Raw genomic sequence first — 24,608 nt, 5'->3', positions numbered from 1 at the left:
GCACGGGAGCGGGTCGACCGGTGTGCCGGCGAGTCGGACGGGCCGAGGGGACCGCCGTGCGGTCAGGGGCCGCGGCGGGACGCGAGGAGCAGGGCGATGTCGTCCGGGCGGTCGGCCGCCCGGCGGGCGGTCGCGGTGAGCAGGTCCGCGATCTCGGCCAGCGGGCGGCCAGCGGGGACGTCCGAGCGGGCCAGGGCGTCCCGCAGCGCCGCGATGCCCTCGTCGATGTCCGTGCCCGGCCGCTCGACCAGGCCGTCGGTGTACAGGGCCAGCACCGCCCCGGCCTCCAGCTCCAGTTCGGCCACCGGGTAGTGGGCGCGCGGGTCCACGCCCAGTACGACCCCACCGGGCAGGTCCACCACCTCCGTACGTCCGTCCGCGTGACGCAGCAGGGGCGGCGGATGCCCGGCGCGCACCGCCCGCGCCCGCCCGGTCGAGGGGTCCAGACGGACGTAGCAGCAGCTCGCGAACTGCCCCGGATCGAGGTCGATGAGCAGGTGGTTGGTGCCGGCGACGACCTCCTCGGGCGGCCGGTCGCCCAGCGCGAAGGCGCGGACCGCGGTGCGCAGCTGACCCATCGTCGCCGCGGCCTGCACCCCGTGCCCCTGTACGTCCCCGATGACCAGCGCCAGCCCGTCGCCCGCCTCCACCACGTCGTACCAGTCCCCGCCCACGTCCATCCCCTCCGTCCCCGGCAGGTACCGGCCGGCCGTCTGCACCCACGGGTGCGTGGACAGCCGGTGGGGCAGCAGCGCCTGCTGGAGTCCGCGGGCGAGGGCGGCCTCGGTGTCGTAGCGCTGCGCCTTCTCCATCGCGTTCGCGATCAGCCCGGCCAGCGCGGTGAGCACCGTGCGCTCCTCGGCGCTGAAACTGCGCGGCCGGTCGAAGCCGAGGATGCACGAGCCGACCGGGCGGCCGGAGGCGATCAGCGGCAGGAACGCGCGGGCCCCCTCGGTCGAGTCCAGCGGGATGCCCGGGTAGGCGGCCTGGAGCTGTTCCATCGAGTCGAAGAACAGCGGCCGGCCGGTGGTCAGCGTCTCCACGCCGGGCAGCCGCGCGTCCAGCCCCACACCCTCGAAGGGGGACAGGAAGCCCGGCGGGAAGCCGGACTCCCACGCCAGGAAGAGATGCCGTTCCTGGAGCAGGTAGATCGCGAGCCGGCGGCCGCCGAAGGCGGGCAGCAGCTCCTGCATGACCACCGCCGACACCTGCCGGGCGGTCACCGCCTCGGTCAGCGCGATGGCCAGCACGATGGGCCGGTACGGCAGGGCCGCGGGCGCCGGCCCCGGCGGAGCGGGCACCACGGCGTCGCCGTCGGCGGACAGGGGAGGCCCGGCCGGTGCGGTGACGTCGGCCGCCGGGGTGTCCGTGGCGCTGGCCGCCGTGACGACGGTGCAGGTGAGCAGGTCCGCCCCGGGGTAGACGGAGAGCGCGAGCAGGTCGCCGCCGGGAGACCCCGGCCGGTCCTGACCGGCCGCCGGCCGCTGGGCGTGGAAGTGGACCGGCTCTAGCGCCAGCAGCGCTCCGCGCAACTGGTCCTCGTGGCCGGGGCGGCCCAGCCAGGGCACGGCCTCCCAGAGCGCACGGCCCAGCAGCCGGTCCCGGTCCACGTCCAGCAGCCGCAGGGCGCGCGGATTCGCGTAGACGACCACCCCGAGCCGGTCCAGACAGAACACGCCCTCGGGCAGCAGGTCGGCGGCGGCGTCGCCGGGAGCGGCGGGACCCGGCTCCAGTACGGCCGCGCCGACCCGACGGGCCCGGTCGGGTGACGCCCCGGACGGCGGAGGCTCCACGTCGAGCAACCGCAGCGCCCCGCCCCTGGTACGCACCGGCACCGGCAGCGGCGGAGGTCTGCCGTGGGCCGCCTCGCGCAGGACGGCGGTGAGGCGGCGGGCGTCCTCGGCGGCGACCGCGGACACCAGCGTGGCCAGGGTGCCCGAGGCGTCCTCGTGCGGCAGTGCGAGCAGCTCCCGCGCCCGTGCGTCCAGGGTGAGCCGGTCGTCGCCCGGTTCCCAGGCGAGAGAGCCGTGCCGTCTCCTCGGGGAGTCGGCCGCGGCAGGATGCACGCACAGCGGCGGCTCGTCCCACAGGACCGGGGATCCGCCGTTCTCCAGGCCGCGCAGGGCCGCGGCCAGCCCGTGGGCCACCTGGGCCAGCTGTTCGCGCTGCGTGACGATCTCCGTGACGTCGGGAACGGAGGGCCGCAGCACGGTGAGTACGCCGAAGGACCGGTCGGCCGTCGCCACCGGCACGTTCAGCGACCCGAAGCGGAACGGCAGCCCGGCCGCGAACTGGGGGTAGAGGCGCATCGCCTCGGTGGCGTTCGGCAGTACCACGGTCACGCCCAGGCGGTGGGCGTCGGCCACCGGGAAGGGACGGTCGACGTGCAGCCGCCACCAGGGACGGAACAGTTCACCGGGCAGGCCGGCCAGCGCGGCCAGCCGGAGCAGCCCGGGGCTGCCCGAGCGCAGGTAGACGCCCGCGACCCGGCCGCCCGCCGCGCGGGTCGCGTCCGACGCGGCCCCGGTCAGCAGCGCGGCCAGCCGCCCGGATGTCCCCGAGCCGTCTCCGGCGCTCCCAGTCATCGCCCTACCTCGTCCGTGCGCCGCCGCCTGGGCGACACAGCAAGGATGCGCCAGGCGCGGGGCGCGGCGCATCCGCTGGGCGCCGACGGCCGGGATCCGGGCGGGGGAGGCGGGCGGAGCCAGGGCGGCACATCCCACACGGACGGTCCCGCCCCGAACCGGCGGACGGACCTGCGCCCGTACCGACGGGCGGACCTGCCCTGCGCCGGCGTACGGGATCTGCGCCCGTACCGGCGGGCGGACCTGCCCCGCATCGGCGGCGACCCGCCCACGCACCGGCGGACGGACCCGCCCCGCACCGGCGCAGGTCAGGCCTCCCCGCCCCCGCCCCGCTCCAGCAACGCCCGCGCATGGTCCATGAACCCGGTCAGCGCCACCTCGAACGCCCGGTCCGCGCGGCCCTCGCCCACCGCCGCCAGGGCCTCGGCCAGCCGGGGGGTGGGCGTGTCCTCGCGCAGCTCCCACATCGCCTCCGGAGCGGCGAGGTCCAGGGCCGAGCCGAGGACCAGGTTCTCCAGCGCCACGATCACCGGCATGACGGCCTCGGTCGCGAAACCCGCGTCCCCCAGCAGTGTCACCGCCCGCTCGTACTGCCGGAGCACGCTGGGCGCCCGCACCGGGGACGTCATCAGCAGCGGGATCGTCCGGGGGTGGGCGGCGAACGCGGCGCGATAGGAGCGGGCCCAGGCGGCGAGCGCCTCGTCCCACGGGGCCAGTTCCAGAGTCGCCGGGTCGATCGCGGACGCGACCCGCTCGCGCAGCAGTTCCACGATGCCGTCCCGGCCGTCGACGTGGTGGTACACCGAGCCGGTCTGCGCGCCCAGCCGCCGCGCGATCTGCGGGACGCTGAAGTCGCCCTGCTCGTCGATCAGTTGCAGCGCGGTCGTGGTGATGCGCTCCCGGTCGAGGAGCGGTGTGCGCGGCCGTCCCATGGTCTGCGTTCTCCCTGAAGGTCTGCCCGGGGATCTTCCCGGATGCCCAGGGAGAGGCTACATTGCCGAAACCGAAAGCCTTTAGGTTTACGTCCGCACGTCCCAGCCCCGCACGTCCCGGCCACGCAGGCCCCAGCCCTGCACGCCCCCGCCCCTCACGTCGCAGCCCCGGCACCTCCTGATCCCTCCGCTCGAAGGACCCGTGCATGTCCGTGACCACCCCCGACGCCCCGCAGGAGGGCCCGGCCGCGTCCGCGGCCGCCACCCTGCGCCCCGGCTCCCTCGGCACCGCCGACATCGCCTTCTTCGTCGTCTCCGCCGCCGCGCCCCTGACCGTCATGGCCGGTGTCGCCCCGCTCGCCATCCTGCTCGGCGGCATCGGCGCCCCGGTCGGCTACCTGCTGGCCGGTCTCACCCTCGCCGTCTTCGCCGTCGGCTTCACCACCATGAGCCGCCATGTGAAGAGCGGCGGCGCCTTCTACGCCTTCATCACCCGCGGTCTCGGCCGCCCCGTCGGCATCGGCGCCGCCCTGCTCGCCCTCGTCGGCTACAACGGCATGGAGATCGGCGTCTACGGCCTGCTCGGCACCGCCACCCAGGACACCGTGCACGCCCTCCTCGGCACCGACATCCCCTGGCTGCCGGTGTCCCTGGCCGGCCTGCTGCTGATCGGCTACGGCGGCTACCGCTCCATCGACTTCGGCGCCAAGATCCTCGGCGTCCTGCTCGTCGCCGAGACCGGCATCCTCGTCCTGCTCGCGGCCGGCGTGCTGCTGAAGGGCGGCGCGCACGGGCTGTCCGCCGCCTCCCTGGCCCCCGGCAACGTGCTCGTCCCCGGCACCGCCGCCGTCCTCGCCTTCGCCTTCGCCGCCTTCACTGGCTTCGAGTCGACCGTCATCTACCGCCGCGAGGCCCGCGACCCCGAGCGCACCGTCCCGCGCGCCACCTACCTCGCCGTCGGATTCCTCGGCCTGTTCTACGCGTTCGTCGTCTGGACCGTCGTCCAGGCATTCGGCGACGAGGAGGTCGTCCGGGCCGCCGCCGAGGACCCGGGCGGGCTGTTCTTCTCCGCGATCACCACGTACGTCGGGGGCTGGGCCGCCGACCTCATGCACGTCTTCATCGTCACGAGCGTCCTCGCCTCCCTGCTCGCCTTCCACAACGCCATCAACCGCTACGGCCTCGCCCTCGCCGAGGAGGGCGTGCTGCCCCGCGCCCTGGGCCGCGTCCACCCCCGCCACCGCTCCCCGTACGTCGCCGGGATCGCCCAGACCGTGCTCGGTGCCGCCGTCGTCCTCGCCTTCCGGGCGGCCGGGGCCGACCCGTACGGGCAGCTGCTGCTGTGGGTCAACACGCCCGGCATGATCGGCCTGCTGCTGCTCCAGCTCCTCGCCGCGATCGCCGTCCCCTGCTACTTCCGCCGGTTCCGCCACCAGGAGGGCGCCCTGCGCACGGTTCTCGCCCCGCTGGCCGCCACGGCGCTGCTGGCCACGGCGATCGTCCTCGTCGTCACCCACATCGACCTGTTCACCGGCGCGTCCTCGACCGTCAACACCGTGCTGGTCCTCGTAGCGCCCGCCGTCTTCCTCCTCGGCCTCCCGCTCGCCGCCTGGCTCCGTCACAGGCGACCCCACGCGTACGCGGGTTTCGCGGCCGAGCCCACCGGCTCCGTCGAGGCGGCCGAGCCCACCCCGCCGGCCGAGCCCGCCGATACGGCAAGGCCCGCCGAACTGCCGTAACCAACTCCCTCCACCACCACCGCACCAAGGAGTCCCCCGCATGCCCACCGCCGACCTCCTGCTCATCGGCGCCCAGGCCCGCACCCTCGACCCGGACCGCCCGCGGGCCACCGCCGTCGCCGTCGCCGACGGCGTCATCCGCGCGGTCGGCGACGAAGCGGACGTACGCGACTGGCGCGGTCCGCGCACCGAGGTCGTCGACCTGGGCGGCGCGCACCTCGTGCCCGGCCTGGCCGACGGGCACAGCCACCCCGTGTGGGGCCTGGAGATGGCCACCGGCGCCGACCTGTCCGCGGTGACCGACCTGGCCGGGCTGCGGGCCGCGCTCGCCGCCGCCGAACGCGTCGACGGCTGGGTCGTCGGCTACGGCCTGGACCACAACGCCTTCCAGGGCCGCCCGATCCACCGCGACCTCGTCGAGGACGTCCTCGGCGGCGCCCCGGCCTTCCTGCGTCTGTACGACGGCCACTCCGCGCTCGCCTCCGGCGCGGCGCTCGCCGCCGCCGGGGTGACCGGGCCCCGCGCCTTCACCCAGCGCTCGGAGGTGGTGTGCGACCCGGACGGGCGGCCCACCGGGCATCTCGTCGAGCACGCGGCCATGGACCTGGTCGCCGACGTGCTGCCCCGCCTGCCGTACGCCGCCCGGCGCGCGCGCCTGCTGGAGCTGCTGTCGGCGATGGCGGCGACCGGGCTGACCGGGGCGCACGTGATGGACGGCGGCGACCTGGAGCTGGTCGGATCCGTCGCCGAGGAGGGCGTGCTGCCGGTGCGGCTGCGGTTCGCGCCCTGGTGCATGCCCGGCGCGGACCGCGACGCACTCGACGAGCTGATCGCGCTGCAGGGCCGCGGCGGCCGGCACTGGCGGGTCGGCGGGGTGAAGTTCTTCATGGACGGCACCGTCGAGGGCGGCACCGCCTGGCTGGAGCATGCCGACTGCCACGGCCGGGGCACGGACGCCTTCTGGCCCGATCCCGAGGCCTACGCGGCCGCCGTACGCCATCTGCACGCGGCCGGCGTGCGCACGGCGACGCACGCGATCGGCGACGCCGCCGTGCGGCACGTCCTGGACACGGTGGCCGCGCTCGGCCCGGACGGGTACGGCGCCCACCGCGTCGAGCACATCGAGACCGCCCCGGACGACCTGCTGCCGCGGTTCGCCGCCCTGGGCGTGGCCGCGTCCATGCAGCCGCCGCACACCGCGTACACGCGCGCCGACGGCACCGACGAGTGGTCGCGCCGGCTGGGTGCCGAACGGGCCGGGCGTGCCTGGCGGCTGCGTGACCTGCGCGAGGCGGGCGCGACCGTCGCGCTCGGCTCCGACTGGCCCATCGCGCACTACGACGCCCGTGCCGTCCTGGCCACCGCGCGCTCACCGCGCGGCGCCGCCTCCGCCCACCCGGGCCTGACGGGCCTTCAGGCGCTGGAGGGGTGCACCACGCACGCCGCCCGCGCCGCCGGGGAGTCCGCCGTCGCGGGCCGTATCGCCCCCGGTTTCCGGGCCGACCTGACCGCGTTCGGACTCGATCCGGTCGAGGCCCCGGCCGACGAGGTCGCCGAGGCGCCGGTGCGGCTGACGGTGACGGGGGGTCATGTCGTGCACCGGGGTGCCTGAGGGGCGGAGGAGAAGGCGGACTCGGGCGGCGGCTCGGGGGTAACCGTCCGTCATGGGTGAGATTCTGGTCGGTTCCTGTTCCTGGACCGACCGGGAACTGGTCGCCAGCGGCTGGTACCCGGCCGGACACAAGGACGCGGAGGGGCGCCTGCGGCACTACGCGCGGCGCTTTCCCCTCGTCGAGGTCGACGCGACGTACTACGCGCTGCCGAGCGAACGCAACAGCCGTCTGTGGGCGGCCCGCACGCCCGACGGCTTCGTCTTCGACGTGAAGGCCTTCTCCCTGCTGACGGGCCATCCGACCCGCCCCGCGCTGCTGCCGCCGGGCCTGCCGCCGAACTCCCGTGACCCGCGGGTGCTGGACGAGGTGTGGGCGCGGTTCACGGACGGGATCGCCCCGTTGCGCGATGCGGGCCGGCTCGGCACCGTCCTGTTCCAGTTCCCGCCGTGGCTGCGGCCGGGCCCGCGGGCCCGGGAGTTCCTGGCCGAGTGCGCCGAGCGCACCGCGGGCTGGCCGGTCGCCGTGGAGTTCCGGCACCCCTCCTGGTGGGACGGCGCCCAGCGGCCGCGCACCGAGGAGCTGCTGCGCGGCCACGGTTTCGCCGCCGTCGCCGTGGACACCGCGCCCGGACTGCCCACCTCGGTCCCGCCCGTGACGGCCGTCACCGCGCGGACGGCCGTGGTGCGGTTCCACGGCCGCAGCCCGGCCTGGGGCACCGGCAGCAAGGAGGACCGCTTCCGCCACGCGTACACGGACGCCGAACTCGCCGAGTGGGTGCCCCGGATACACGACCTCGCCGCCCGGGCCGAGGACGTCCACGTGCTGTTCAACAACTGCTGCGGCGACGCCGCCGTACGGGCCGCCGAGCGCATGGGACAGCTCCTCACGCAGGCGGCCGCGGCCGGCTGAGCGAGGGTGTCCCCGCGGGCCCCGGGCGGCCCGGCGGCCGTCAGCCTCGCTGGGCGGCGATCATCGCCCGGTACCAGCGGTAGCTGTCCTTCGGCGTGCGCCGCTGGGTGGCGTAGTCCACCCGCACGATGCCGAACCGCTTGTCGTAGCCGAGGGCCCACTCGAAGTTGTCCAGCAGCGACCAGACGTAGTAGCCGCGCACGTCCACGCCCGCGTCCATCGCCGCCCTGAGCGCGGTGAGGTGGTCGCGCAGGTAGGCCACCCGTTCGGCGTCGTGCACCGCGCCGTCGGCGCCGACCTCGTCGGCCTCGGCGGAGCCGTTCTCCGTGATGTGGACCGGCGGCAGCGCGTCGCCGTACCGCTCCTTCAGGTCCACCAGCAGGTCGGTGAAGGTCTCCGGGACGACCGGCCAGTTCATCGCCGTGTGCCGGACACCCTCCAGGCGCACCTCGGCGTACCGGTTGTCGGTCGCCACGCGCCGCGCCGGATCGGCCTCGCGGTAGGGGGCGTCGGCGACGACGATCGGCCGGTAGTAGTTGATGCCGAGGAAGTCCAGCGGCTGCCCGATCAGCTCCAGGTCCCCGTCCCGCCGGAAGTCCTGACCGGTGATCAGCTCACCCCAGGTCTCCTCCTCCGACGCGGGGTAGCGGCCCGCGAGGAGCGGCTCGGTCCACACCAGGTTGTGCTGGGTGTCGGCGCGGAGCACGGCCGCCCGGTCGGCGTCCGAGCCGGAGGCGGGCAGGTTGCGGTCCAGGTTGAGGGTGATGCCCACCTCCCGCACCCCGGCCGCCCGCAGCTCCCGCACCGCGAGACCGTGCCCGACCAGCAGGTGGTGGGCGGCGGCCAGCGCGCCCCGGCCCTCGCGCGCGCCGGGCGCGTGCCGGCCGACGGAGTACCCGAGGAACGCGCTGCACCACGGCTCGTTGAGCGTGATCCAGCGCGGCACCCGGTCGCCCAGGCGCTCGGCGGCGACGGCGGTGTACTCGGCGAACCGCTCGGCGGTCTCCCGCACCCGCCAGCCGCCCCGGTCTTCCAGGGCCTGGGGCAGGTCCCAGTGGTAGAGGGTGGCGGCCGGTTCGATGCCCGCCGCGAGCAGCTCGTCGACCAGCCGGTCGTAGAAGTCCAGCCCCTTGGCGTTCACCGTGCCCGACCCGTCCGGCACGATCCGCGGCCAGGCGATCGAGAACCGGTACGAGTCCACGCCCAGCTCCCGCAGCAGCGCCACGTCCTCCGGGTAGCGGTGGTAGTGGTCGCAGGCGACGTCACCGGTGTCGCCGTTCGCCGTCCGGCCGGGGGTGTGGCTGTAGGTGTCCCAGATCGACGGACCGCGGCCGTCCTCGGCCGCCGCGCCCTCGATCTGGTACGAGGCGGTCGCGGCACCGAAGACGAAGCCCGCCGGGAAACGCGGGAAGTCGCTCATGTACGAGGCTCCAGGGGTCACTTGACGGAACCGCCGGTGATGCCGGCGGCGATGTACTTCTGTGCGAGGACGAGCAGGATCGCGGCGGGGATCGCGGACAGCACGGACGCGGCCATCACCGACCCCCAGTCGCCCACGTGCGCGCCGATGTACTGGTAGATGCCCAGCGTGACCGGCTTGACGTCATCGGTGGTGTTCAGGGTGAGCGCGAACATGAAGTCGCTCCACGAGAACAGGAACGCGAACAGACCCGATGTGATCAGCGAGTTGCGGCTCATCGGCAGCACCACCTGCACGAAGGTCCGCAGCCGCCCCGCGCCGTCCACCTGCGCGGCCTCGACCACCTCACCCGGGATCGACACCATGAACGACCGCATCAGCACGATGGAGAACGGGATGCCCAGCGAGGCGTCGGCGAGCATCAGTCCGAAGTACGAGTTCACCAGGCCCAGGTCGACGTACGAGTTGTACAGCGCGTTGGCGATCACGATGCCCGGCACCATCTGCGTGATCAGCGTGCCGAACACGATCGTGCGCGAGCCGCGCAGCCGGAACTGCGCCAGCCCGTAGGCGGCCGGCGCGGCGACCGCCAGGCAGATCGCCACCGCGCCCAGCGACACCACCAGGGAGGTCAGCAGGTGGCCGCCCTGGTCGGTCAGCGCCTTGGAGAACCCGGACAGGTCCAGGCCGTGCGGCACCGGGTCGACCTCCAGCAGCCCGGCCTCCGGCTGCAGCGCGGTGTTGAGCATCCAGTACAGCGGGAACAGCATCACGGCGAGGACGAGCACGCCGGCCACGGTGGAACCCCAGCGGCGCCGGCCGCCACGCGGCTTCACGGTCTCGGTGGCCATGGTCGGTCACTTCCCCTCGGTGCGGTTGGCCCGCAGGTAGAACACCGCGAACACCGCGGAGATCAGAATCAGTACGTTGCCCACGACCGCGCCCGCCCCGAAGTCCAGCTGCACGAAGGAGTTCTGGTAGGTGAGCGTGCCCAGGGTCTGGGTGGCGTCGGCGGGGCCGCCGTCGGTGAGGGCGAGGATCAGGTCGAGGATCTTGACCGTCGACATGAAGCCCAGGACCAGCACGACCGTGATGACGGGCCGCAGCATCGGCAGGGTGACGGACCGGAACGTCCGCCATGCCGACGCCCCGTCAAGAGAAGCCGCCTCGTACAGCTCACGCGGGATCTCCTGCAGACCGCCGTACAGAATGACCATGTTGAACGGGATGCCGATCCAGATGTTGACCAGAATGACCGATAGCAGCGCCATGTGCGGATCGGTCAACCATGGGGTGCTGCCGTCGAGGCCGAGCGTGCCGAGGAAGGAATTCAGCACCCCGGTGTCCTGGTCGAGGATGCGCCGCCACACGATGCCGGACACCACCATGGGCACCAGCCAGGGCAGCAGGATCAGCGACCGCAGCACGCCGTTGAGCGGGAACCTCCGGCTGAAGAACACGGCGAGCGCGAGCCCCGCGCAGAACTGGCCGAGCAGCGAGCCCGCGGTGAACACCAGCGTGTGCCACAGCGCCTTGCCGAACAGGGCGTCCCGGAAGACGTTCGACCAGTTGTCGGAGCCGTTGAAGGGCGCCTCGCCGGTGAAGAACGTCTTCGGCGTGTAGTGCTGGAAGCTCATCACGACGTTGCGGACGAGCGGATAGCCGAAGAACAGCAGCATGAAGACGACCGCGGGGGCGACGAACCCCCACTGGGCGAGCCGGCGCCGGCCGCGCAGCCGGGCGGGGCCGGGCGCGGGCGCCTGCGCGACCGTGGCGGGCGCGGTGACGGTGGACGTGGTCATGGGCGCGTACCTCGGTTCCCGCTCGTGGCCCGCTGCTGGGCGCGCTTCAGGGCGGCCTGGCTGGACTCGCCGGTCAGGGCCGACTGGAAGGCGCTCTGCAGGGCGAGCGACACGCTCGACCAGCCGGCGCCGAGCTTGGCCGTACGGGACCGCGCCGCGGCCACCTGGTCGGCCAGCGCGTCCAGCTCGGGCACCCGCTGCCGCCACACCGCGGCAGCCTTCTCGTTGGCGGGGACCATCCAGCTGTTGAGCGCGTAGGTCAGCTGCTCCTGCTCGCTGGAGAGACAGGCGACGATCTTCCCCGCCGTCCGCTCCCGCTGCTCGTCACCGGTGTTCGGCACGGTCAGCACGGCGCCGCCCAGCGGGCCGACCGACTTCCCGCCCGCCTCCGGCACCGGGATCCGGGCGATGCCCCAGTGCAGCGACTTCTTGGTGTTGAGCGTCTCGACCTGCCACGGCCCGTTGATCATCATCGCGGCGTTGCCCGCCATGAACTGGTCGTTGACGTCGGCCTGCGTCCAGCCCACCGTCGACTTCGACAGGGAGCCGTCCTTGAGGAGGCTCTTCCAGTAGTCCAGCGCCTCGACGACCTCCGGTCCGTCCAGGCGGGTCTCGTCGCCGCCGTTGGACCACATGAACGGCGTGAACTGGAAGACGCCGTCCTCGGCGCCGCCCGCGCTGAGCGCGAGCCCGTACCGCTTGCCCCGCGTGAGCTGCTTCGCCGTCTCGCGCAGCTCGGCCCAGGTGGTGGGCACCTTCAGCCCGGCCTGGTCGAGGACGTCCTTGTTGTAGAAGAGGGCGAGGGTGTTCACCGAGCGGGCGGCCCCGTAGTACGTCCCCTTGTACGAACCGAAGTTGACGATGCCCTGCGGGACGTCCGCGGTGCTCAGGCCGAGCGTGCGCAGGTCGACCAGTCCGCCCGCCTCGGCGAAGGTCGGCATCTCCGAGGCGTCGAACTGCACGATGTCGGGCAGCGACTTCGACGACGCCATGCGCAGCGCCTTCGTCATCACCTGCGCCGCCGGGACGCTCTGCTGCTCGATGCGGACGCCCAGCCGCTCGCCGCACCGGGCCATCGCCTCCGCGTCCCAGCGGTGGTACGTCTCATCGGTCGACGAGTTCAGCACGGTGTAGACGGAGGCGTCGCGCTGCTGGCCGCAGCCGGTCAGTCCCGCCCCGGCGACCAGGGCGGAGACGGCTGCGAGCGGAATCACGGCCCTTCGGGAGCGTCTGTTGAAGCGCTTCGACATAGGCGGCCCTTGCTGTCGTCCCATCCGGCGGCGGCGCCGGAGCTGTTTTGTTTGCTGCGATGACTAATACGTCATGCGGAGCTGCCCGCGCCAGACCCGGATCCGTGTGCGCTCGTTCACGCTCCGGGGTGACGGTCACCGGTCTTCTGTATATCTGTGCAGGTCAGCCGTCAGATCTAGAGAGTCGACCCTGTTCCGGCCTATTTGTTTTGTGTACGATCAAAATGCCGGAGCGGTCGTCTCCGTGCCTCGCTCGAACAGCCCTTCTCCCCCCGAGGAAGAACATGAAGTTCACCGACGGCTTCTGGCGCATCCGGGACGGCGTGCAGATCTCCTACGCCACCGAGGTCCGTGACGTACGCGCAGAGTCGAAGCGCTTCACCGCCCATGCCGCCGTGAAGAAGGTGACGAAGAGGGGGGACACGCTCAACGCCCCGCTCCTGCGGGTCGACTGCTTCTCGCCCGCCGAGGGCGTCATCGGCGTCCGCGTCACCCATCACGCCGGCAAGCGCCGCCCCGGCCCCGACTTCGCGCTCACCGGCGACCCGGACGGCGCCGGCACCGTCCGCCGCGACGGCACTGTCACCGAGCTGGCCAGCGGCCCGCTGACCCTGCGTCTGGACGAGGCCGCCCCCTGGGCGCTCGCCTTCCTGGGCCCGGACGGCCGGGAGCTGACCCGCGCGGGCGCCAAGGGCACCGCCTTCGCCACCACCGACGACGGCGCCCACCACGTCCTCGCCCAGCTCGCCCTCGGCGTCGGCGAGCAGATCTACGGCCTCGGCGAGCGCTTCACCCCGTTCGTCAAGAACGGCCAGGTCGTCGACGTCTGGCAGGCCGACGGCGGCACCAGCAGCGAACAGGCCTACAAGAACATCCCCTTCTACCTCTCCTCCCGCGGCTACGGCGTCTTCGTCAACCACCCCGGCAAGGTGTCCTTCGAGGTCGGCTCCGAGTCCGTCGGCCAGGTGCAGTTCAGCGTCGAGGACCAGACGATCGAGTACCACGTCGTCGCCGGCCCCACCCCGAAGGACGTCCTCGCCCGCTACACCGCCCTCACCGGCCGCCCCGCCCTGCCGCCCGCCTGGTCCTTCGGCCTGTGGCTGACCACGTCCTTCACCACCGACTACGACGAGGCGACGGTGACGTCCTTCGTCGACGGCATGGCCGAGCGGGGCATCCCGCTGACCGTCTTCCATTTCGACTGCTTCTGGATGCGCGAGTACCAGTGGTGCGACTTCGAGTGGGACCCCGACGTCTTCCCCGACCCGGAGGGCATGCTCGCCCGGCTGAAGGAGCGGGGCCTGCGCGTCAGCGCCTGGATCAACCCCTACATCGCGCAGAAGTCCCCGCTGTTCGACGAGGCCGCCCGCCTCGGCCACCTGGTGCGCCGCCCGAACGGCGACATCTGGCAGTGGGACCTGTGGCAGGCCGGCATGGGCCTCGTCGACTTCACCAGCCCCGACGCCCGCGCCTGGTTCCAGGCCAAGCTCAAGACCCTGCTCGACCAGGGCGTGGACTGCTTCAAGACGGACTTCGGCGAGCGCGTCCCCACCGACGTCGTCTGGCACGACGGCTCCGATCCTGAGCGGATGCACAACTACTACACGCACCTGTACAACCGGACCGTCTTCGAACTGCTGGAGAAGGAACGCGGCCAGGGCGAGGCCGTCCTGTTCGCCCGCTCCGCGACCGCGGGCGGCCAGCAGTACCCGGTCCACTGGGGCGGCGACTGCTGGGCGTCGTTCGAGGCGATGGCGGAGTCGCTGCGCGGCGGACTGTCGCTGTCCCTGAGCGGCTTCGGCTTCTGGAGCCACGACATCGGCGGCTTCGAGGGCACCCCCGACCCGGCGGTCTTCAAGCGCTGGCTCGCCTTCGGCCTGCTCTCCTCGCACAGCCGACTGCACGGCTCCTCGTCCTACCGGGTGCCGTGGAACTTCGGCGAGGAAGCGGTCGAGGTCGCCCGGCGGTTCACGCTGCTCAAGCACCGCCTCATGCCCTACCTGTACGGCGCCGCCGCCGAGGCCCACCGTACCGGCGTCCCGGTGATGCGCCCGATGGTCCTGGAGTTCCCCGGGGACCCGGCGTGCCGCCCGCTGGACCGCCAGTACCTGCTGGGTCCCGACCTGCTGGTGGCGCCCGTGTTCACCGAGGACGGCGAGGTCGAGGTCTACCTGCCCGCGGGCACCTGGACCCACCTGCTGACCGGCGAACGGGTCACCGGCCCCGCCTGGCGCACCGAGCGGCACGGCTACGACAGCCTGCCGCTGTACGTCCGCGAGGGCGCCGTCCTGCCGCTCGCCTCCGACGACAGCCGCCCCGACGGCGACTGGCTGGAGAACCCCACCCTGCTCGTCCACCCCACGACGGCCGGCGACTACACGGCCGAGGTCACGGTGCCGGCCCTCACCGGCGCCCCGGCCGCGCACTTCACCGTCCGCCGCGACGGCGACCGGCTGCGCGTCAGCGCGCAGGGCACCGACCGCCCGTTCACGGTGCGGGTGGCGGGGGGCGCGAGCGCGAGCGGCGCGGGGGAGGTCGTAGTACCCCTGGGGCGAGCCGCCGCTGGGGGGTGAGCGGGGCCCGTCCACCGACGAGGACGGGTCGGTCAGGGCGGCTGAGCGGTTCGGTCGCCCATGCCTCCGCGGACGCGCCGCCGCCCTTGGTCCCGCACGGCGCCGACGACACCGTCGTACCGGCCGCCCAGGGAGAAGGCCTCGCGTCCGCCCTGCTCGCGGTGGGCGCCGACGTCGCCTTCCACCGGGTGCCCGGCGCCGACCATCTGTGGATCGGCGCGTCCGACGCGGACGTCGAGGAATGCTTCGCGTCCTCCTGGCGTTCACCGCGCGGGTCGCGGCGTCGCCCCCGCGATGACCCGGGAATGAACCGGCCCGGCCCCGTGTTGGACAAGGCGTGACTGACATGAACCGATCAATCCGGTGGGTGTCGGTCCGCGAAAGGAGGGCCCCATGGCACGCAGCACCGCGCGTCCCGTCGTCCGGCTGAAGTCGACGGCCGGGACCGGCGTCACCTATGTGACGCGCAAGAACCGTCTCCACCACCCCGACCGGCTGGTCCTGCGCAAGTACGACCGGGTGGCCGGGCAGCACGTCCTCTTCCGCGAGGAGCGCTGACCCCGCCCACCCCGTCCACCGTCGGACCACCGAGAGGAAGGACCACACCATGAGGCCCGGCATCCACCCCGAGACCCGCCCGGTCGTCTTCCGCGACCGCGCCGCGGGCGTCGCGTTCCTCACCCGCTCCACCGCCGCCCCGACGGCGACCGTGACGTGGGAGGACGGCACCACCTACCCGGTGGTCGACGTCGAGATCTCCTCCGCGAGCCACCCCTTCTACACGGGCAACCAGCGCGTCGTCGACACCGCGGGCCGTGTGGAGCGCTTCCACCGGCGCTACGGCGGCACGCAGCCGTCCCGCCCCTGACCCGGCCCATCCCGACGGGCCCGGCCCCCCTCACGGAAGGGCCGGGCCCGTCGCCCGTGTGCGGCAGGGGCGGACCACCCCGAGGACCCGGGTGGCGGGCCACGGGCGGCGTAACCGCGGAAAACGGGCGCGGCCGACGACCTGCCCGACGGGACGCGTCAAGCGTCCGTACGGGGTGACTCGCACACCATGAGCACCACCAGCCATGGCAGCCACCGGACCACGCCACCGAAGGACCCCGCCCCCACGGCGGAGGCCCCGGCCGCCCCCGGCCGCGTGGGCACTCCCGACGACGAGCGCGGGCCCCGGATCGAGGCCCTGGACGCGCTGCTCACCGCACAGCGACGCCGTATCAGCGCGTACGCCCTCTCGCGTGCCGCCCCGGCCGGCGAGAGCGGCGGATCCGGCAGACCTCTGCGCCCCGCTTCCGCCGCCGATCCGTCGGCCCGGCAACTCCTCGACGCGCTGCCCCTCGTCACGCTGACCGTGACCCCGCTGCTCGACGAGCGCGGCCGGGCCCGGGACTTCCTGTACACCGGGCGGAACGTCGCCGCCCGCGCGCACGCCGACCGGATCGTCCCGCCGGGCACCCTGCCGCCATGGACCGGACCGGTGCCGCTGTTCGAACGTTTCCCCGGCCTGGCCGACACCCCCGTGCCCCGCATGCTCGCCGAGGCCCACCGCACCGGCCGCGTCCAGGGCCCCGAGCCCGTCGAGTGGTCCCTGGCCGCGCCGGACGGCACCGTGGTGCGGATGAGCCACGAGGTCCGCGTCGCCCCGTGCGGGGATCTGCTGCTGCTCATCTGGGAACGCGGCCAGCACAGCCGGACCGCCCGGGCGGCCCAGCGCCTGGTGCGGGTCTGCTGGGCCGAGTGGAACCTCGGCGACGGGACCGTGGAGACCTCCCTCGGCCTGCGCTCGGTGCTCGGCCTGCCGCCCGACCACCCGCTGCCGGGCCTCGTCGACCTGGGCCGGATGCTGGCGCCGGACAGCCTGGAGCACTTCCAGCAGGCCGTCCACGACGTTCTGCTGCGCGAGCGGGTCACCGAGTGCGACCTCCGCGTGGTCCAGCCCCGCGAGCGGATCGTGCACTTCGTCGCCGAGCCCGTCCAACCCGACGGTGGACCGGTGTGGACCCTGCGGGCGGTGCTGCACGACGTCACCGAGGAGCGGTACAGCCGCGCGCTCGCCGAGCAGGCCGTCCGCGAGGCGCGGGCGCAGCGCGAACGGGCGGACACCCTCGTCGACGTGGCCGAGCGGCTGCGCGACGCCGTCGTACCCCGCTTCCCCGCCGAACTCGCCCGCTACGGCGTCGAGGCCGCCGCCGTCTACCGCCCCGAGGCCCGCACGGCCCGGGTCGGCGGCGACTGGTACAAGACCCGGATGCTGCCCTCCGGGCAGGTCCTCATCGCGCTCGGCGACGCCCGCGGCCACGGCCTGGACGCGGTCACCCTCATGGCGAAGCTGCGGTACGCGCTCGCCGGGCTGGCGTTCACCGGCCGGCCGGTGGAGGAACTGACCGCATGGCTCAACGAGGTCGCCTGCGACGACGGCGACGAGTCGACCGCCACCGCGGTCATCGCCCGCTTCCACCGCGACCGCAGCCTGCTGCGCTGGACCTGCGCCGGCCACCCCTGCCCGCTCCTCGTGCACGGCTCGGACGTGACGCTGCTGGACCCGCCGCCGGGCGGTCCCGGCATGCCGCTCGGCGTCCTGCCCGGCGAGCACTACACGGCGGGACAGACCCTCATGGGGCCGGGCGACGTCGTCCTGCTCTACTCCGACGGCCTGATCGAACGCCGCGGCTCCGACCTCGACCGGGACGGCGGGCGCCTGCTGCGGACCGCCCGGGCCGCCGCCCGTGACGGCATCCCGCCCGGCAGCGCCGCCCTGGACGCCTACGTCCAGCGGCTGGTCGACCGGCTCACCGGCCCGCACACCGAGGACGACGCGACGGTTCTCGCCTTCCGCCGCGTCGCCTGACCCGCAGTTCTTCGGTTCGGTACCTGGCTGCTCAGACCGGGAGCTTGCTCCGTACGCCGCCCACGGCCGCCGCCGGACGGGCGGCCACCCTGGCGGTACGGCGCACCAGGTGGGCGTCGCGCCGCAGGTCGTGCGCGGCGTGCCGGCCGCGCCACAGCAGCGAGGGCGCGCCGCCGGTGTCATCGGCGGCGATCAGCAGACCGCCGAGCATCGAGAGGTTCTTGAAGAAGTGGATGCGCTGCTGGGCGCGCTCCCCGGGGTCCTCGGCCTCCCAGAAGCGGTGCCCGGCCAGCGTGGTCGGGACCAGCGTGCCCGCGATGGCCAGCGCGGCGATCCGCGGCACACGGCCGGTGGCGAGCATCAGCCCGCCCACCACCTGCACGGCCCCGCTGAGCCGCACGGCCTGCTCGGTGCGGTCGGGCACCAGCGGCACCCGCTCCGCGACCGGCTGCACCACCGGCTCGGCCACGGGCGCCACCTTCTCCGGCGCGCGCAGGGAGTTCAGGCCCCCGGTGAGGAACATGGAGGCGAGCAGGGGACGGCCGACCAGGCGCAACAGACTCATGATCCTCTCCCGGAACGATGTCGTGAACAGTGCTCTTCGGGTGCCCGGCCCCGCCCCCGGCATGCCGGGATCCCGGGGCTCACCCCGCTCATGGCGGCTCGGGCGCGGGCCCGGCCGGCCGGCTGCCGCCCGGGTGGCGGTGCCGCCAGATCCAGAACACCGCGCACGACACCAGCGCCCAGCCCGCCAGCACCAGGAACGGGAAGGCGCGCTGATGACCGGGGAAGTACACGGCGGTGTGCTGGGCGTCGACCGAGGCGCCCGGCGGCAGCCAGCGCCCGATCACCCCCATCGGCGACGGCAGCAGCGGCCAGGAGACCGCGCCGCCGGACGACGGGTTGCCCAGCAGCACCATCAGCCCCCACGTCGGCAGCATCGCCCAGCGGCCGACGAGCGTGTTGAACATGGTGAAGACCATGCCGGCGGCGAACATCGTCAGCGCCAGGATCATCCACGACTCGACGAACGGCAGCTCCAGCGCGCCCAGCAGCCAGTCCACGGTGGCCGCGACGGCGAACCCGCCGAGCAGCGCGTACGCCGCCGTGAACGCGATGCGCTCCACCGGCGTCAGCGCCCGGGCGTGGACGCTGAGCTGGATCGCCCCGACGAAACCGATGATCACCGCGGCGAGGGAGACGTAGAAGATCGCCAGGCCGCGCGGATCGCCCTCCTGCAACGGCTTGACGTCCCTCAGCGTGACGCGGACACCCGTGCGCTCGCCCACGGCCGGCGCGGTGTCGGCGAGGACCTCCGCCACCGACACACCCGACGCGCTCGACAGGTCCAGGACCACCGTCCGGCCGTCGTCGCGCACGTCGAAGACGGCGAACACCTTCTGCTCGTCCAGGGCTTGCCGGGCCCGCGCCGTCGTGTCGTAGGCGTGCACCTTCACGGAGGCGTCGAGTGCCTTCTCCATCCCGTCCAGGAAGGCCCGGCCGCGCGTCTGTTCGTACGAGCCGACCACGGCGGCGGGGATCGAGTGCGGCGTCGGGTTCGCCATGGCGTAGGTGTACGAGCCCGCGAACAGCGCCGCCGCGCTCGCCAGGATCAGCACCAGCACCGCGGCCGGCAGCAGCGGAGACGCCTTGAAACGCGCCCACCGCTCGCCGGGCGCCGGAGGCCCGCCGTGGCCGCCGTGCGCCGTTCCGGGCCGCTCGTGCGCTGCGCTGTCGTCTTCCACCGGGCACGAATCTGGCACAGCCGACGCACAACGGCACGAAGAGGGCGGCCGTTCGAGGGGCGGGGAGCGCGTGGTGAAGAATTCCTGTGAATCTCCGGGGCCGTTGAACACGACGGGCTCCCGCCGCGTATGGGACCGGGGGATCACCGTCCCGGCCGGCCACGACGCAGGAGCACTCCTTGGCACGCAACACGCGCAGGCGCCCCACTGGCGCACGACGGGCAACCTTCGCAGCCGTCGCCCTGATGCTGGGCGGCGGGGGACTGGTGGTGGCGAACGTGTACGCCTCCGCCACCGAGACCACCGCACAGGGCGCCGACGGCACCTGGAACGCGGTCACCATCGACTGCCCGGACGTCGGCGACCGGCTCGGCGACGTGCCCGACGCGGCACGCACCGAGGTCGACCTCCAGCTCGCCGCGCTGGACGAGCAGATCGCCCGGGCCTACCGGCAGTTGAAGGAGGGCGCGGCCCGGCAGGACCCGGGCTCCGCCGCCGACGCCGTCGTCAAGCCCCTCCAGGAGGAGCGCGAGGCCACGATCGGGAAGATCGCCGACGCCGTCGACACGGCCGGCGACCGCCCGGAGGGCCTGGACGAGCTGGTCGCCTGCACCCTGCGCACCAGCGACGACGGCGCGAACGGCGACCAGGGCGGGTCCGGGCAGTCGCAGCAGCAGGACCAGCAGCGGTCGGGCAACGGACCCGACGCCGACGACTACGCCGACATCACCACCGTCCCGCCGAACGTCCCCGCACCGCCGGTCCAGCAGGGCGCCTTCCGCGGCACCTTCACCACCAGCTGCGGCGTCAATGCCCAGGGCCTGTTCAACTCGGACAACGTCATCGTCGCCCCCGGCGTCAGCAACGGCGCCCACCACTTCCACGACTACGTCGGCAACCAGTCCAACACCGCCTTCGCCGGCGACGACGACCTGGCGAGGGCCGACACCAGCTGTGTGGACAAGGGCGACAGGTCGTCGTACTACTGGCCGGTGCTGCGGCTGCAGAACGGCACGCGCGAGCGGGACGCCGACGCGCCCGGCGGCGGTACCGAGGGCAACTCCGGCGAGATCGTCACGCCCGCCGAGGTCACGCTCACCTTCGTCGGCAACCCGCGCGAGAAGGTCACCGCGATGCCCCGGCTGCTGCGCATCATCACCGGTGACGCCAAGGCCTTCGTCAACGGCACCACCAACGCCAACGCCTCCTGGAGCTGCACCGGTTACGAGGACCGCCAGCTGAAGGACCGCTACCCGCTGTGCCCCGAGGGCAGCAAGGTGGTGCGCACCTTCCGCTTCCAGAGCTGCTGGGACGGCCGCAACATCGACAGCGCCAACCACCGCACCCACGTGGCCTTCGCGGCCGCCGACGGCAGCTGCCCGGCCGGCTTCCGGCCGATACCGCAGCTCGTGCAGCGGATCGTCTACGACGTCGACGCCCCGAGCCTCGCCGACGGCGGCCGGACCACGCCGTTCTTCGCCGTGGACTCCTTCCCGGAGCAGCTGCACAAGCCGGTCACCGACCACGGCGACTTCATCAACGTCTTCGACGAGGACCTGATGGGGGAGATGGTCGACTGCATCAACAGCGGCCGCAGCTGCGGCGCGACGGACGCGCCGGGCACCGGCACGGGGGAGGAGCCGACCCAGAGCCCCGAGGCCCCGCAGACGCCTCCGGCCTCCCAGGCCCCGCCGGCTTCCCAGGCCCCGCCGGCTTCCCAGACGACCGCGCCCCCGGAGTCGCCTCAGGCCTCCGAGACGCCGCAAGCGCCTGAGACGCCCCAGGCACCGGCGACCTCGCGAGCGCCGCAGCACTCCCAGGCCCCGCAGGAACAGCCGAGCCGTACGGCAGGCGCCGCCGAACAGCCGGCCACCGGCCCCACCGCCACGGCCCCCCAGGTCTACGCCTCGGCCTCCCCGACGGCGGCCTCGACCCAGGAGGCGCAGGGCGGCACCGGCGGCGGCACCGAGTCCGGCTCCGCCCCCGCCGCAGACGGCGCCAGCGCGCCGCCGGTCACCTCCTCCGCCCGGCCGGCGACGACGGACCTCCCGCAGAGCGAACCGCAGGCGCAGGGCGGACTCGCCGAGACGGGCGCCCAGTTGTGGCCGGGGGCGCTGGGAGCGGTGCTGGCCGCCGCGGGCTTCCTCCTGCTGCGCCGCACACGCCGCCGTCCCATGTGACACGGGCACACAACGACGAAGCCACCGGGTGCGGGGACGCACCCGGTGGCTTCGTCGTGTCCGGGGGCAGCCCCCGCGCGGTCAGCTCGGCCGTACGACGCCGTCGACGGGGCCCGCCTCGGCCAGCGGCTCCTCACGGATGTACGCGCCGGGGCCGGGCGCGTGGACGACGGTCCCGGCGCCCGTGCACAGGCCGACGTGGTCGGCCGCGTCCTGGAAGAACACCAGGTCGCCGGGGCGGGCTGCGGCCGGCGGCACGGGCGTGCCGGCGAGCGCCTGGTCCTGTGCGGTGCGCGGCAGTACGACCCCGGCGGCCCGCCATGCCGCCCGGACCAGGCTGGGTCCGTCGTAGGAGCCGGGACCGGTCGCACCCCACACACAGGGCTTGCCGGTCTGCGCCCGCGCGAAGGCGACGGCGGGCGCGGCCTTGCCGTCGGGGACGGGCTCCGTGGCCAGAGCGGGCTCGATGGCCGGGAAGGGGTCCACGACCGGGGCGGGCTCCATGACCGGGGCGGGCGCCATGGCGGGAGTGTAGGCGGGAAGTGCGAACTGGCCGCTGTCGAAGATGTGTTGCCCAGTGTCAGCCGCAAGCCCCGCAAGGTCGGCTGAGAGTCCCGAAGAGTCGGCCCGGGACTCCGCACCGTCGGCCGTAGGTCCCCCAGCGTCGCACGGGAGCGCCCAGCCCGTGTCGGCCGCCGCGTTCAGCCCCGCCAACAGCTCACGACACGCCGCGAGTTGGCCCTGGGTGCGCTGCTTGGCCGCCGCGGGGGAGACGCTCTGCCGTTGTTGCGCGGGGCCGGGCTCCTGGCGGCCGGATGCCGGCCCGGCTTCCGGAAGCGCCGGAAGCACGGGCGCCGCGGGCAGCGCCGGTGAGGGTGCGCCGGACGCCGCCGGCAGGGCCCGCGAGGGTGCGCCGGACGCAGGCGGCAACGCGCGCGACGGGGCATCGGTCGCCGTACGCACTGCCGGTGACGGTGTCTCAGCCCGCGTCGGCGCCCTGCCGGGCAGCACCGCCGGCAGTGTCGGGCCCAGCTTGGCGCGGGCCACGTCGAACCACTGCCGGGTCACGGCGCCCAGCGGCGACTCGGCGCGCCCCCGCGCGTCGTCGGCCGGCCGGCGCCCCCGAGTGGCCTGTGCGCGGGTGGCGTTGAAGGTCCCGGTGTCGTTCTCCGCGAGGTCGTACAGCGCGGCGATGCGGCGCCGCACCTCCTCCCGGCCGGGACTGTCATCGCCCGTGAGGGGTGTCGTGTCACCGGCCGGTACCGGGCGGGAGCGAACGGCCGGGGCGCGGAACGGGTCGCTCGCGCGGGCCGGACCGGTGGTGGGGATCGTGTTGCGCTCCGGCGCCATCGATGCCGTACTCCTCCCGTGCTCCGCCTGCCGTGCCGGCCCGTCGGTGCGGGCGCGGACGCATGGAGGTCGTGCCCTGCGGCCCTGCCGCGCGGGCAGTCGGCCGCTTCACCCCGGGGTGGTCGGCCCCGGCTCCGGCGACCGCTCGGGCGGTCCGGATTCGGCGGAGGCCGCCCGGCCCGGCGCAGTTCGCCGGAGTCGTCCGTGCGGCCCGACCGTCAACCTAGCCAACTTGTGTACCTCGTGTGAAGGTTGAGGCGAGGAATGTCCGATACGTAATCGTGATGTCGGCGGTCTTGTGCCGATGTGGTGACGGTGTGTGGCGCCGCGGGTCGTTTCAGGCGCCGCCCACGGGGTGGCCGGCCTCCGCGCGGTCGGCCTCGTCGTGGGCGAGCAGCGACAGGAGGGAGGCGACGGTCAGCCCGAGTCCCGCCTCGGCCGGATGGCGCAGCACCTTGGTGGGGTCGATCCGGTAGGTGTTGCCGCGTCCCTCGCGCCTGTGGGACAGGTAGCCGTCCCGCTCGAGGTCGGAAATGATCTTCTGGACCGCGCGCTCCGTGAGGCGGCAGTGCAGCGCGATGTCACGAATGCGCGCGGTGTGGTCGTCGGCGATGGCGGCCAGCACGCGCGCGTGGTTGGTGAGAAACGTCCATCCCGTGTGTGGCTCAGGCACTCCCTCCATGAGTGGGATTGTACGGCCCCGTTTTCGCGTATACAAAAGCCTGAACTAAATTTCATGTATCCCTTGACGTGTAAGGCACGTGGGACCACCCTGGATCCGCTGAACGTGCCACGACCGACCGGAGGCGGTCATGCCGGAACCCGGCTATCAGGCGCAGTCCCCCGAGGGGGACTCGACCGTGGGTGCGGCGTCGAGCCGCTTGTCGGTGCCCCGTGCGCCGGCGCCGCCGGTGATCGAGACCCGCCCGGACGGTGACCGGGTGCTCGTCGTGGTGCGCGGCGAGCTGGACCTCGACGCCGGCCGGGAGTTGCAGCACGAGCTGCGCGCCGCGCTCGCGCGCTCGGTGCGCGGTGTCGACCTGGACCTGGCCGGCGTCGGATTCTGCGACTGCTCCGCGCTGAACATCCTGCTCGCCCTGCGGGAACGCGCCCTGCAGGAGGGCAAGACCGTCGCCGTGCGCGAGACCGGCCCCGCCGCGGAGCGCCTGCTGGAGCTGTCCGGAACCCGCGCCCTGTTCGCGGGCGGCGACGGCGACGAGGAGGAGCAGGAGGAGGAGTCCGACGCGTCGGCCGTACAGGACCTGGTCGTCGAACTGGTCCAGCTGCGCCGGGCCATGCAGACCCGGCCCACCATCGACCTGGCCCGCGGCATCCTCATGGCCACCTTCCGCCTGAGCGCCGACGACGCGTGGACGGTGCTGGTGATGGCCTCCCAGAACACCAACACCAAGCTCCACCACCTCGCCCGCGACCTGGTCACCGCTGTGCGGGGCGCCCCGCTCGACGAGACGGTCCAGCAGCAGCTGGCGGCCGCCGTGGCCCGGCTGGAACCGGCGCGGGAGACCGTGCCGCCCGCGGTCGGCCGGTCCGTGGTCACCAGCGACGTGGACGCCTGAATCACGCGTCACGACGATCGATTCCGTTGCGAGGGCTTGCTGTCGCAGTGGAATCAGCCGTACGCTCCGGGGATTCCACTTC

20 protein-coding genes are annotated in these 24,608 nt (G+C 73.8%); 10 read left to right on the top strand and 10 right to left on the bottom strand.

From position 1 onward, the window contains the following. Positions 1-62: 62 nt before the first annotated feature. The gene (locus IE308_RS02485; RefSeq protein WP_190216388.1) at positions 63-2,585 is read right to left on the bottom strand and encodes a SpoIIE family protein phosphatase; all 2,523 of its coding nucleotides are present in this window, start codon (positions 2,583-2,585) and stop codon (positions 63-65) included. A 308-nt stretch (positions 2,586-2,893) separates the two neighbouring features. Further along, positions 2,894-3,517, bottom strand: a complete 624-nt coding sequence (locus IE308_RS02480) for a TetR/AcrR family transcriptional regulator (RefSeq protein WP_190216387.1) — start codon at positions 3,515-3,517, stop codon at positions 2,894-2,896. A 206-nt stretch (positions 3,518-3,723) separates the two neighbouring features. On the opposite strand from IE308_RS02480, the gene IE308_RS02475 reads away from it, so the two are divergent. From IE308_RS02475 to IE308_RS02465, 3 genes are read left to right on the top strand one after another with little or no spacing between them, the layout of a single operon-like run. Beyond that, positions 3,724-5,256, top strand: a complete 1,533-nt coding sequence (locus IE308_RS02475) for an APC family permease (protein ID WP_190216386.1) — start codon at positions 3,724-3,726, stop codon at positions 5,254-5,256. 40 nt (positions 5,257-5,296) lie between these two features. Next, positions 5,297-6,868, top strand: a complete 1,572-nt coding sequence (locus IE308_RS02470) for an amidohydrolase (protein ID WP_190216385.1) — start codon at positions 5,297-5,299, stop codon at positions 6,866-6,868. A gap of 52 nt (positions 6,869-6,920) precedes the next feature. Next, positions 6,921-7,778, top strand: a complete 858-nt coding sequence (locus tag IE308_RS02465; RefSeq protein WP_190216384.1) for a DUF72 domain-containing protein — start codon at positions 6,921-6,923, stop codon at positions 7,776-7,778. 40 nt (positions 7,779-7,818) lie between these two features. Here the strand turns inward: IE308_RS02465 and IE308_RS02460 are convergent, their stop codons facing one another. The 4 genes from IE308_RS02460 to IE308_RS02445 are packed head-to-tail and all read right to left on the bottom strand — an operon-like array spanning position 7,819 to position 12,250. Beyond that, positions 7,819-9,198, bottom strand: coding sequence for a GH1 family beta-glucosidase (locus tag IE308_RS02460; protein WP_190216383.1), 1,380 nt, complete (start codon positions 9,196-9,198; stop codon positions 7,819-7,821). A 17-nt stretch (positions 9,199-9,215) separates the two neighbouring features. Beyond that, positions 9,216-10,049, bottom strand: coding sequence for a carbohydrate ABC transporter permease (locus IE308_RS02455; RefSeq protein WP_190216382.1), 834 nt, complete (start codon positions 10,047-10,049; stop codon positions 9,216-9,218). 6 nt (positions 10,050-10,055) lie between these two features. After that, positions 10,056-11,000, bottom strand: a complete 945-nt coding sequence (locus tag IE308_RS02450) for a carbohydrate ABC transporter permease (protein WP_190216381.1) — start codon at positions 10,998-11,000, stop codon at positions 10,056-10,058. Continuing rightward, positions 10,997-12,250, bottom strand: coding sequence for an ABC transporter substrate-binding protein (locus IE308_RS02445; RefSeq protein WP_190216380.1), 1,254 nt, complete (start codon positions 12,248-12,250; stop codon positions 10,997-10,999). The genes IE308_RS02450 and IE308_RS02445 overlap by 4 nt, the downstream gene beginning before the upstream one ends. A gap of 284 nt (positions 12,251-12,534) precedes the next feature. On the opposite strand from IE308_RS02445, the gene yicI reads away from it, so the two are divergent. From yicI to IE308_RS02420, 5 genes are all read left to right on the top strand, one after another. After that, complete coding sequence (gene yicI / locus IE308_RS02440) at positions 12,535-14,823, top strand: alpha-xylosidase (RefSeq protein WP_190216379.1); 2,289 nt, start codon at positions 12,535-12,537, stop codon at positions 14,821-14,823. An 86-nt stretch (positions 14,824-14,909) separates the two neighbouring features. Next, positions 14,910-15,164 carry an alpha/beta hydrolase family protein gene (locus IE308_RS02435; protein WP_190216378.1) on the top strand — a complete coding sequence of 85 codons (255 nt, stop codon included), beginning with the start codon at positions 14,910-14,912 and terminating at the stop codon, positions 15,162-15,164. A 52-nt stretch (positions 15,165-15,216) separates the two neighbouring features. After that, on the top strand, positions 15,217-15,381 hold the full coding sequence (gene rpmG / locus IE308_RS02430) for a 50S ribosomal protein L33 (RefSeq protein WP_110634866.1): 165 nt from the start codon (positions 15,217-15,219) through the stop codon (positions 15,379-15,381). A gap of 49 nt (positions 15,382-15,430) precedes the next feature. Next, positions 15,431-15,691 (top strand): type B 50S ribosomal protein L31, encoded by a 261-nt coding sequence (locus IE308_RS02425; protein ID WP_190216377.1) that lies wholly within the window; start codon positions 15,431-15,433, stop codon positions 15,689-15,691. A gap of 189 nt (positions 15,692-15,880) precedes the next feature. Beyond that, positions 15,881-17,674 (top strand): PP2C family protein-serine/threonine phosphatase, encoded by a 1,794-nt coding sequence (locus IE308_RS02420; RefSeq protein WP_190216376.1) that lies wholly within the window; start codon positions 15,881-15,883, stop codon positions 17,672-17,674. 31 nt (positions 17,675-17,705) lie between these two features. Here IE308_RS02420 and IE308_RS02415 read toward each other — a convergent pair whose 3' ends face one another. Both IE308_RS02415 and IE308_RS02410 read right to left on the bottom strand, forming a co-directional pair. Then, positions 17,706-18,239, bottom strand: coding sequence for a DoxX family protein (locus tag IE308_RS02415; RefSeq protein WP_110634872.1), 534 nt, complete (start codon positions 18,237-18,239; stop codon positions 17,706-17,708). 88 nt (positions 18,240-18,327) lie between these two features. Then, complete coding sequence (locus tag IE308_RS02410; RefSeq protein WP_190216375.1) at positions 18,328-19,419, bottom strand: ABC-2 transporter permease; 1,092 nt, start codon at positions 19,417-19,419, stop codon at positions 18,328-18,330. Between the two features lie 245 nt (positions 19,420-19,664). Between IE308_RS02410 and IE308_RS02405 the strand changes: the two genes are divergently transcribed. Continuing rightward, positions 19,665-21,599, top strand: coding sequence for a DUF1996 domain-containing protein (locus tag IE308_RS02405; protein WP_190217335.1), 1,935 nt, complete (start codon positions 19,665-19,667; stop codon positions 21,597-21,599). Positions 21,600-21,680: 81 nt separating this feature from the next. On the opposite strand, the gene IE308_RS02400 is transcribed toward IE308_RS02405, so the two are convergent. Both IE308_RS02400 and IE308_RS02395 read right to left on the bottom strand, forming a co-directional pair. Next, complete coding sequence (locus tag IE308_RS02400; RefSeq protein ID WP_190216374.1) at positions 21,681-22,121, bottom strand: C40 family peptidase; 441 nt, start codon at positions 22,119-22,121, stop codon at positions 21,681-21,683. Positions 22,122-23,286: 1,165 nt separating this feature from the next. Then, positions 23,287-23,631 carry a helix-turn-helix transcriptional regulator gene (locus IE308_RS02395; RefSeq protein WP_162655679.1) on the bottom strand — a complete coding sequence of 115 codons (345 nt, stop codon included), beginning with the start codon at positions 23,629-23,631 and terminating at the stop codon, positions 23,287-23,289. A 130-nt stretch (positions 23,632-23,761) separates the two neighbouring features. On the opposite strand from IE308_RS02395, the gene IE308_RS02390 reads away from it, so the two are divergent. Beyond that, a complete protein-coding gene (locus IE308_RS02390; protein ID WP_190216373.1) occupies positions 23,762-24,526 on the top strand; it encodes an ANTAR domain-containing protein in 765 nt (254 codons plus the stop codon). Positions 24,527-24,608: the final 82 nt, after the last annotated feature.

It is taken from the genome of Streptomyces griseosporeus (genome assembly GCF_014656055.1).
Lineage (GTDB): Bacteria > Actinomycetota > Actinomycetes > Streptomycetales > Streptomycetaceae > Streptomyces > Streptomyces griseosporeus.
Note: the sequence above shows the minus strand (reverse complement) of the source record. Positions and strands in the feature narration are given on the sequence as shown.

Coding starts and splice junctions, on each gene's coding strand:
- IE308_RS02485 (WP_190216388.1), bottom strand. CDS start 2,585: ATGACTGGGAGCGCCGGAGACGGCTCGGGGACATCCGGGCGGCTGGCC.
- IE308_RS02480 (WP_190216387.1), bottom strand. CDS start 3,517: ATGGGACGGCCGCGCACACCGCTCCTCGACCGGGAGCGCATCACCACG.
- IE308_RS02475 (WP_190216386.1), top strand. CDS start 3,724: ATGTCCGTGACCACCCCCGACGCCCCGCAGGAGGGCCCGGCCGCGTCC.
- IE308_RS02470 (WP_190216385.1), top strand. CDS start 5,297: ATGCCCACCGCCGACCTCCTGCTCATCGGCGCCCAGGCCCGCACCCTC.
- IE308_RS02465 (WP_190216384.1), top strand. CDS start 6,921: ATGGGTGAGATTCTGGTCGGTTCCTGTTCCTGGACCGACCGGGAACTG.
- IE308_RS02460 (WP_190216383.1), bottom strand. CDS start 9,198: ATGAGCGACTTCCCGCGTTTCCCGGCGGGCTTCGTCTTCGGTGCCGCG.
- IE308_RS02455 (WP_190216382.1), bottom strand. CDS start 10,049: ATGGCCACCGAGACCGTGAAGCCGCGTGGCGGCCGGCGCCGCTGGGGT.
- IE308_RS02450 (WP_190216381.1), bottom strand. CDS start 11,000: ATGACCACGTCCACCGTCACCGCGCCCGCCACGGTCGCGCAGGCGCCC.
- IE308_RS02445 (WP_190216380.1), bottom strand. CDS start 12,250: ATGTCGAAGCGCTTCAACAGACGCTCCCGAAGGGCCGTGATTCCGCTC.
- yicI (WP_190216379.1), top strand. CDS start 12,535: ATGAAGTTCACCGACGGCTTCTGGCGCATCCGGGACGGCGTGCAGATC.
- rpmG (WP_110634866.1), top strand. CDS start 15,217: ATGGCACGCAGCACCGCGCGTCCCGTCGTCCGGCTGAAGTCGACGGCC.
- IE308_RS02425 (WP_190216377.1), top strand. CDS start 15,431: ATGAGGCCCGGCATCCACCCCGAGACCCGCCCGGTCGTCTTCCGCGAC.
- IE308_RS02420 (WP_190216376.1), top strand. CDS start 15,881: ATGAGCACCACCAGCCATGGCAGCCACCGGACCACGCCACCGAAGGAC.
- IE308_RS02415 (WP_110634872.1), bottom strand. CDS start 18,239: ATGAGTCTGTTGCGCCTGGTCGGCCGTCCCCTGCTCGCCTCCATGTTC.
- IE308_RS02405 (WP_190217335.1), top strand. CDS start 19,665: ATGCTGGGCGGCGGGGGACTGGTGGTGGCGAACGTGTACGCCTCCGCC.
- IE308_RS02400 (WP_190216374.1), bottom strand. CDS start 22,121: ATGGCGCCCGCCCCGGTCATGGAGCCCGCCCCGGTCGTGGACCCCTTC.
- IE308_RS02395 (WP_162655679.1), bottom strand. CDS start 23,631: ATGGAGGGAGTGCCTGAGCCACACACGGGATGGACGTTTCTCACCAAC.
- IE308_RS02390 (WP_190216373.1), top strand. CDS start 23,762: ATGCCGGAACCCGGCTATCAGGCGCAGTCCCCCGAGGGGGACTCGACC.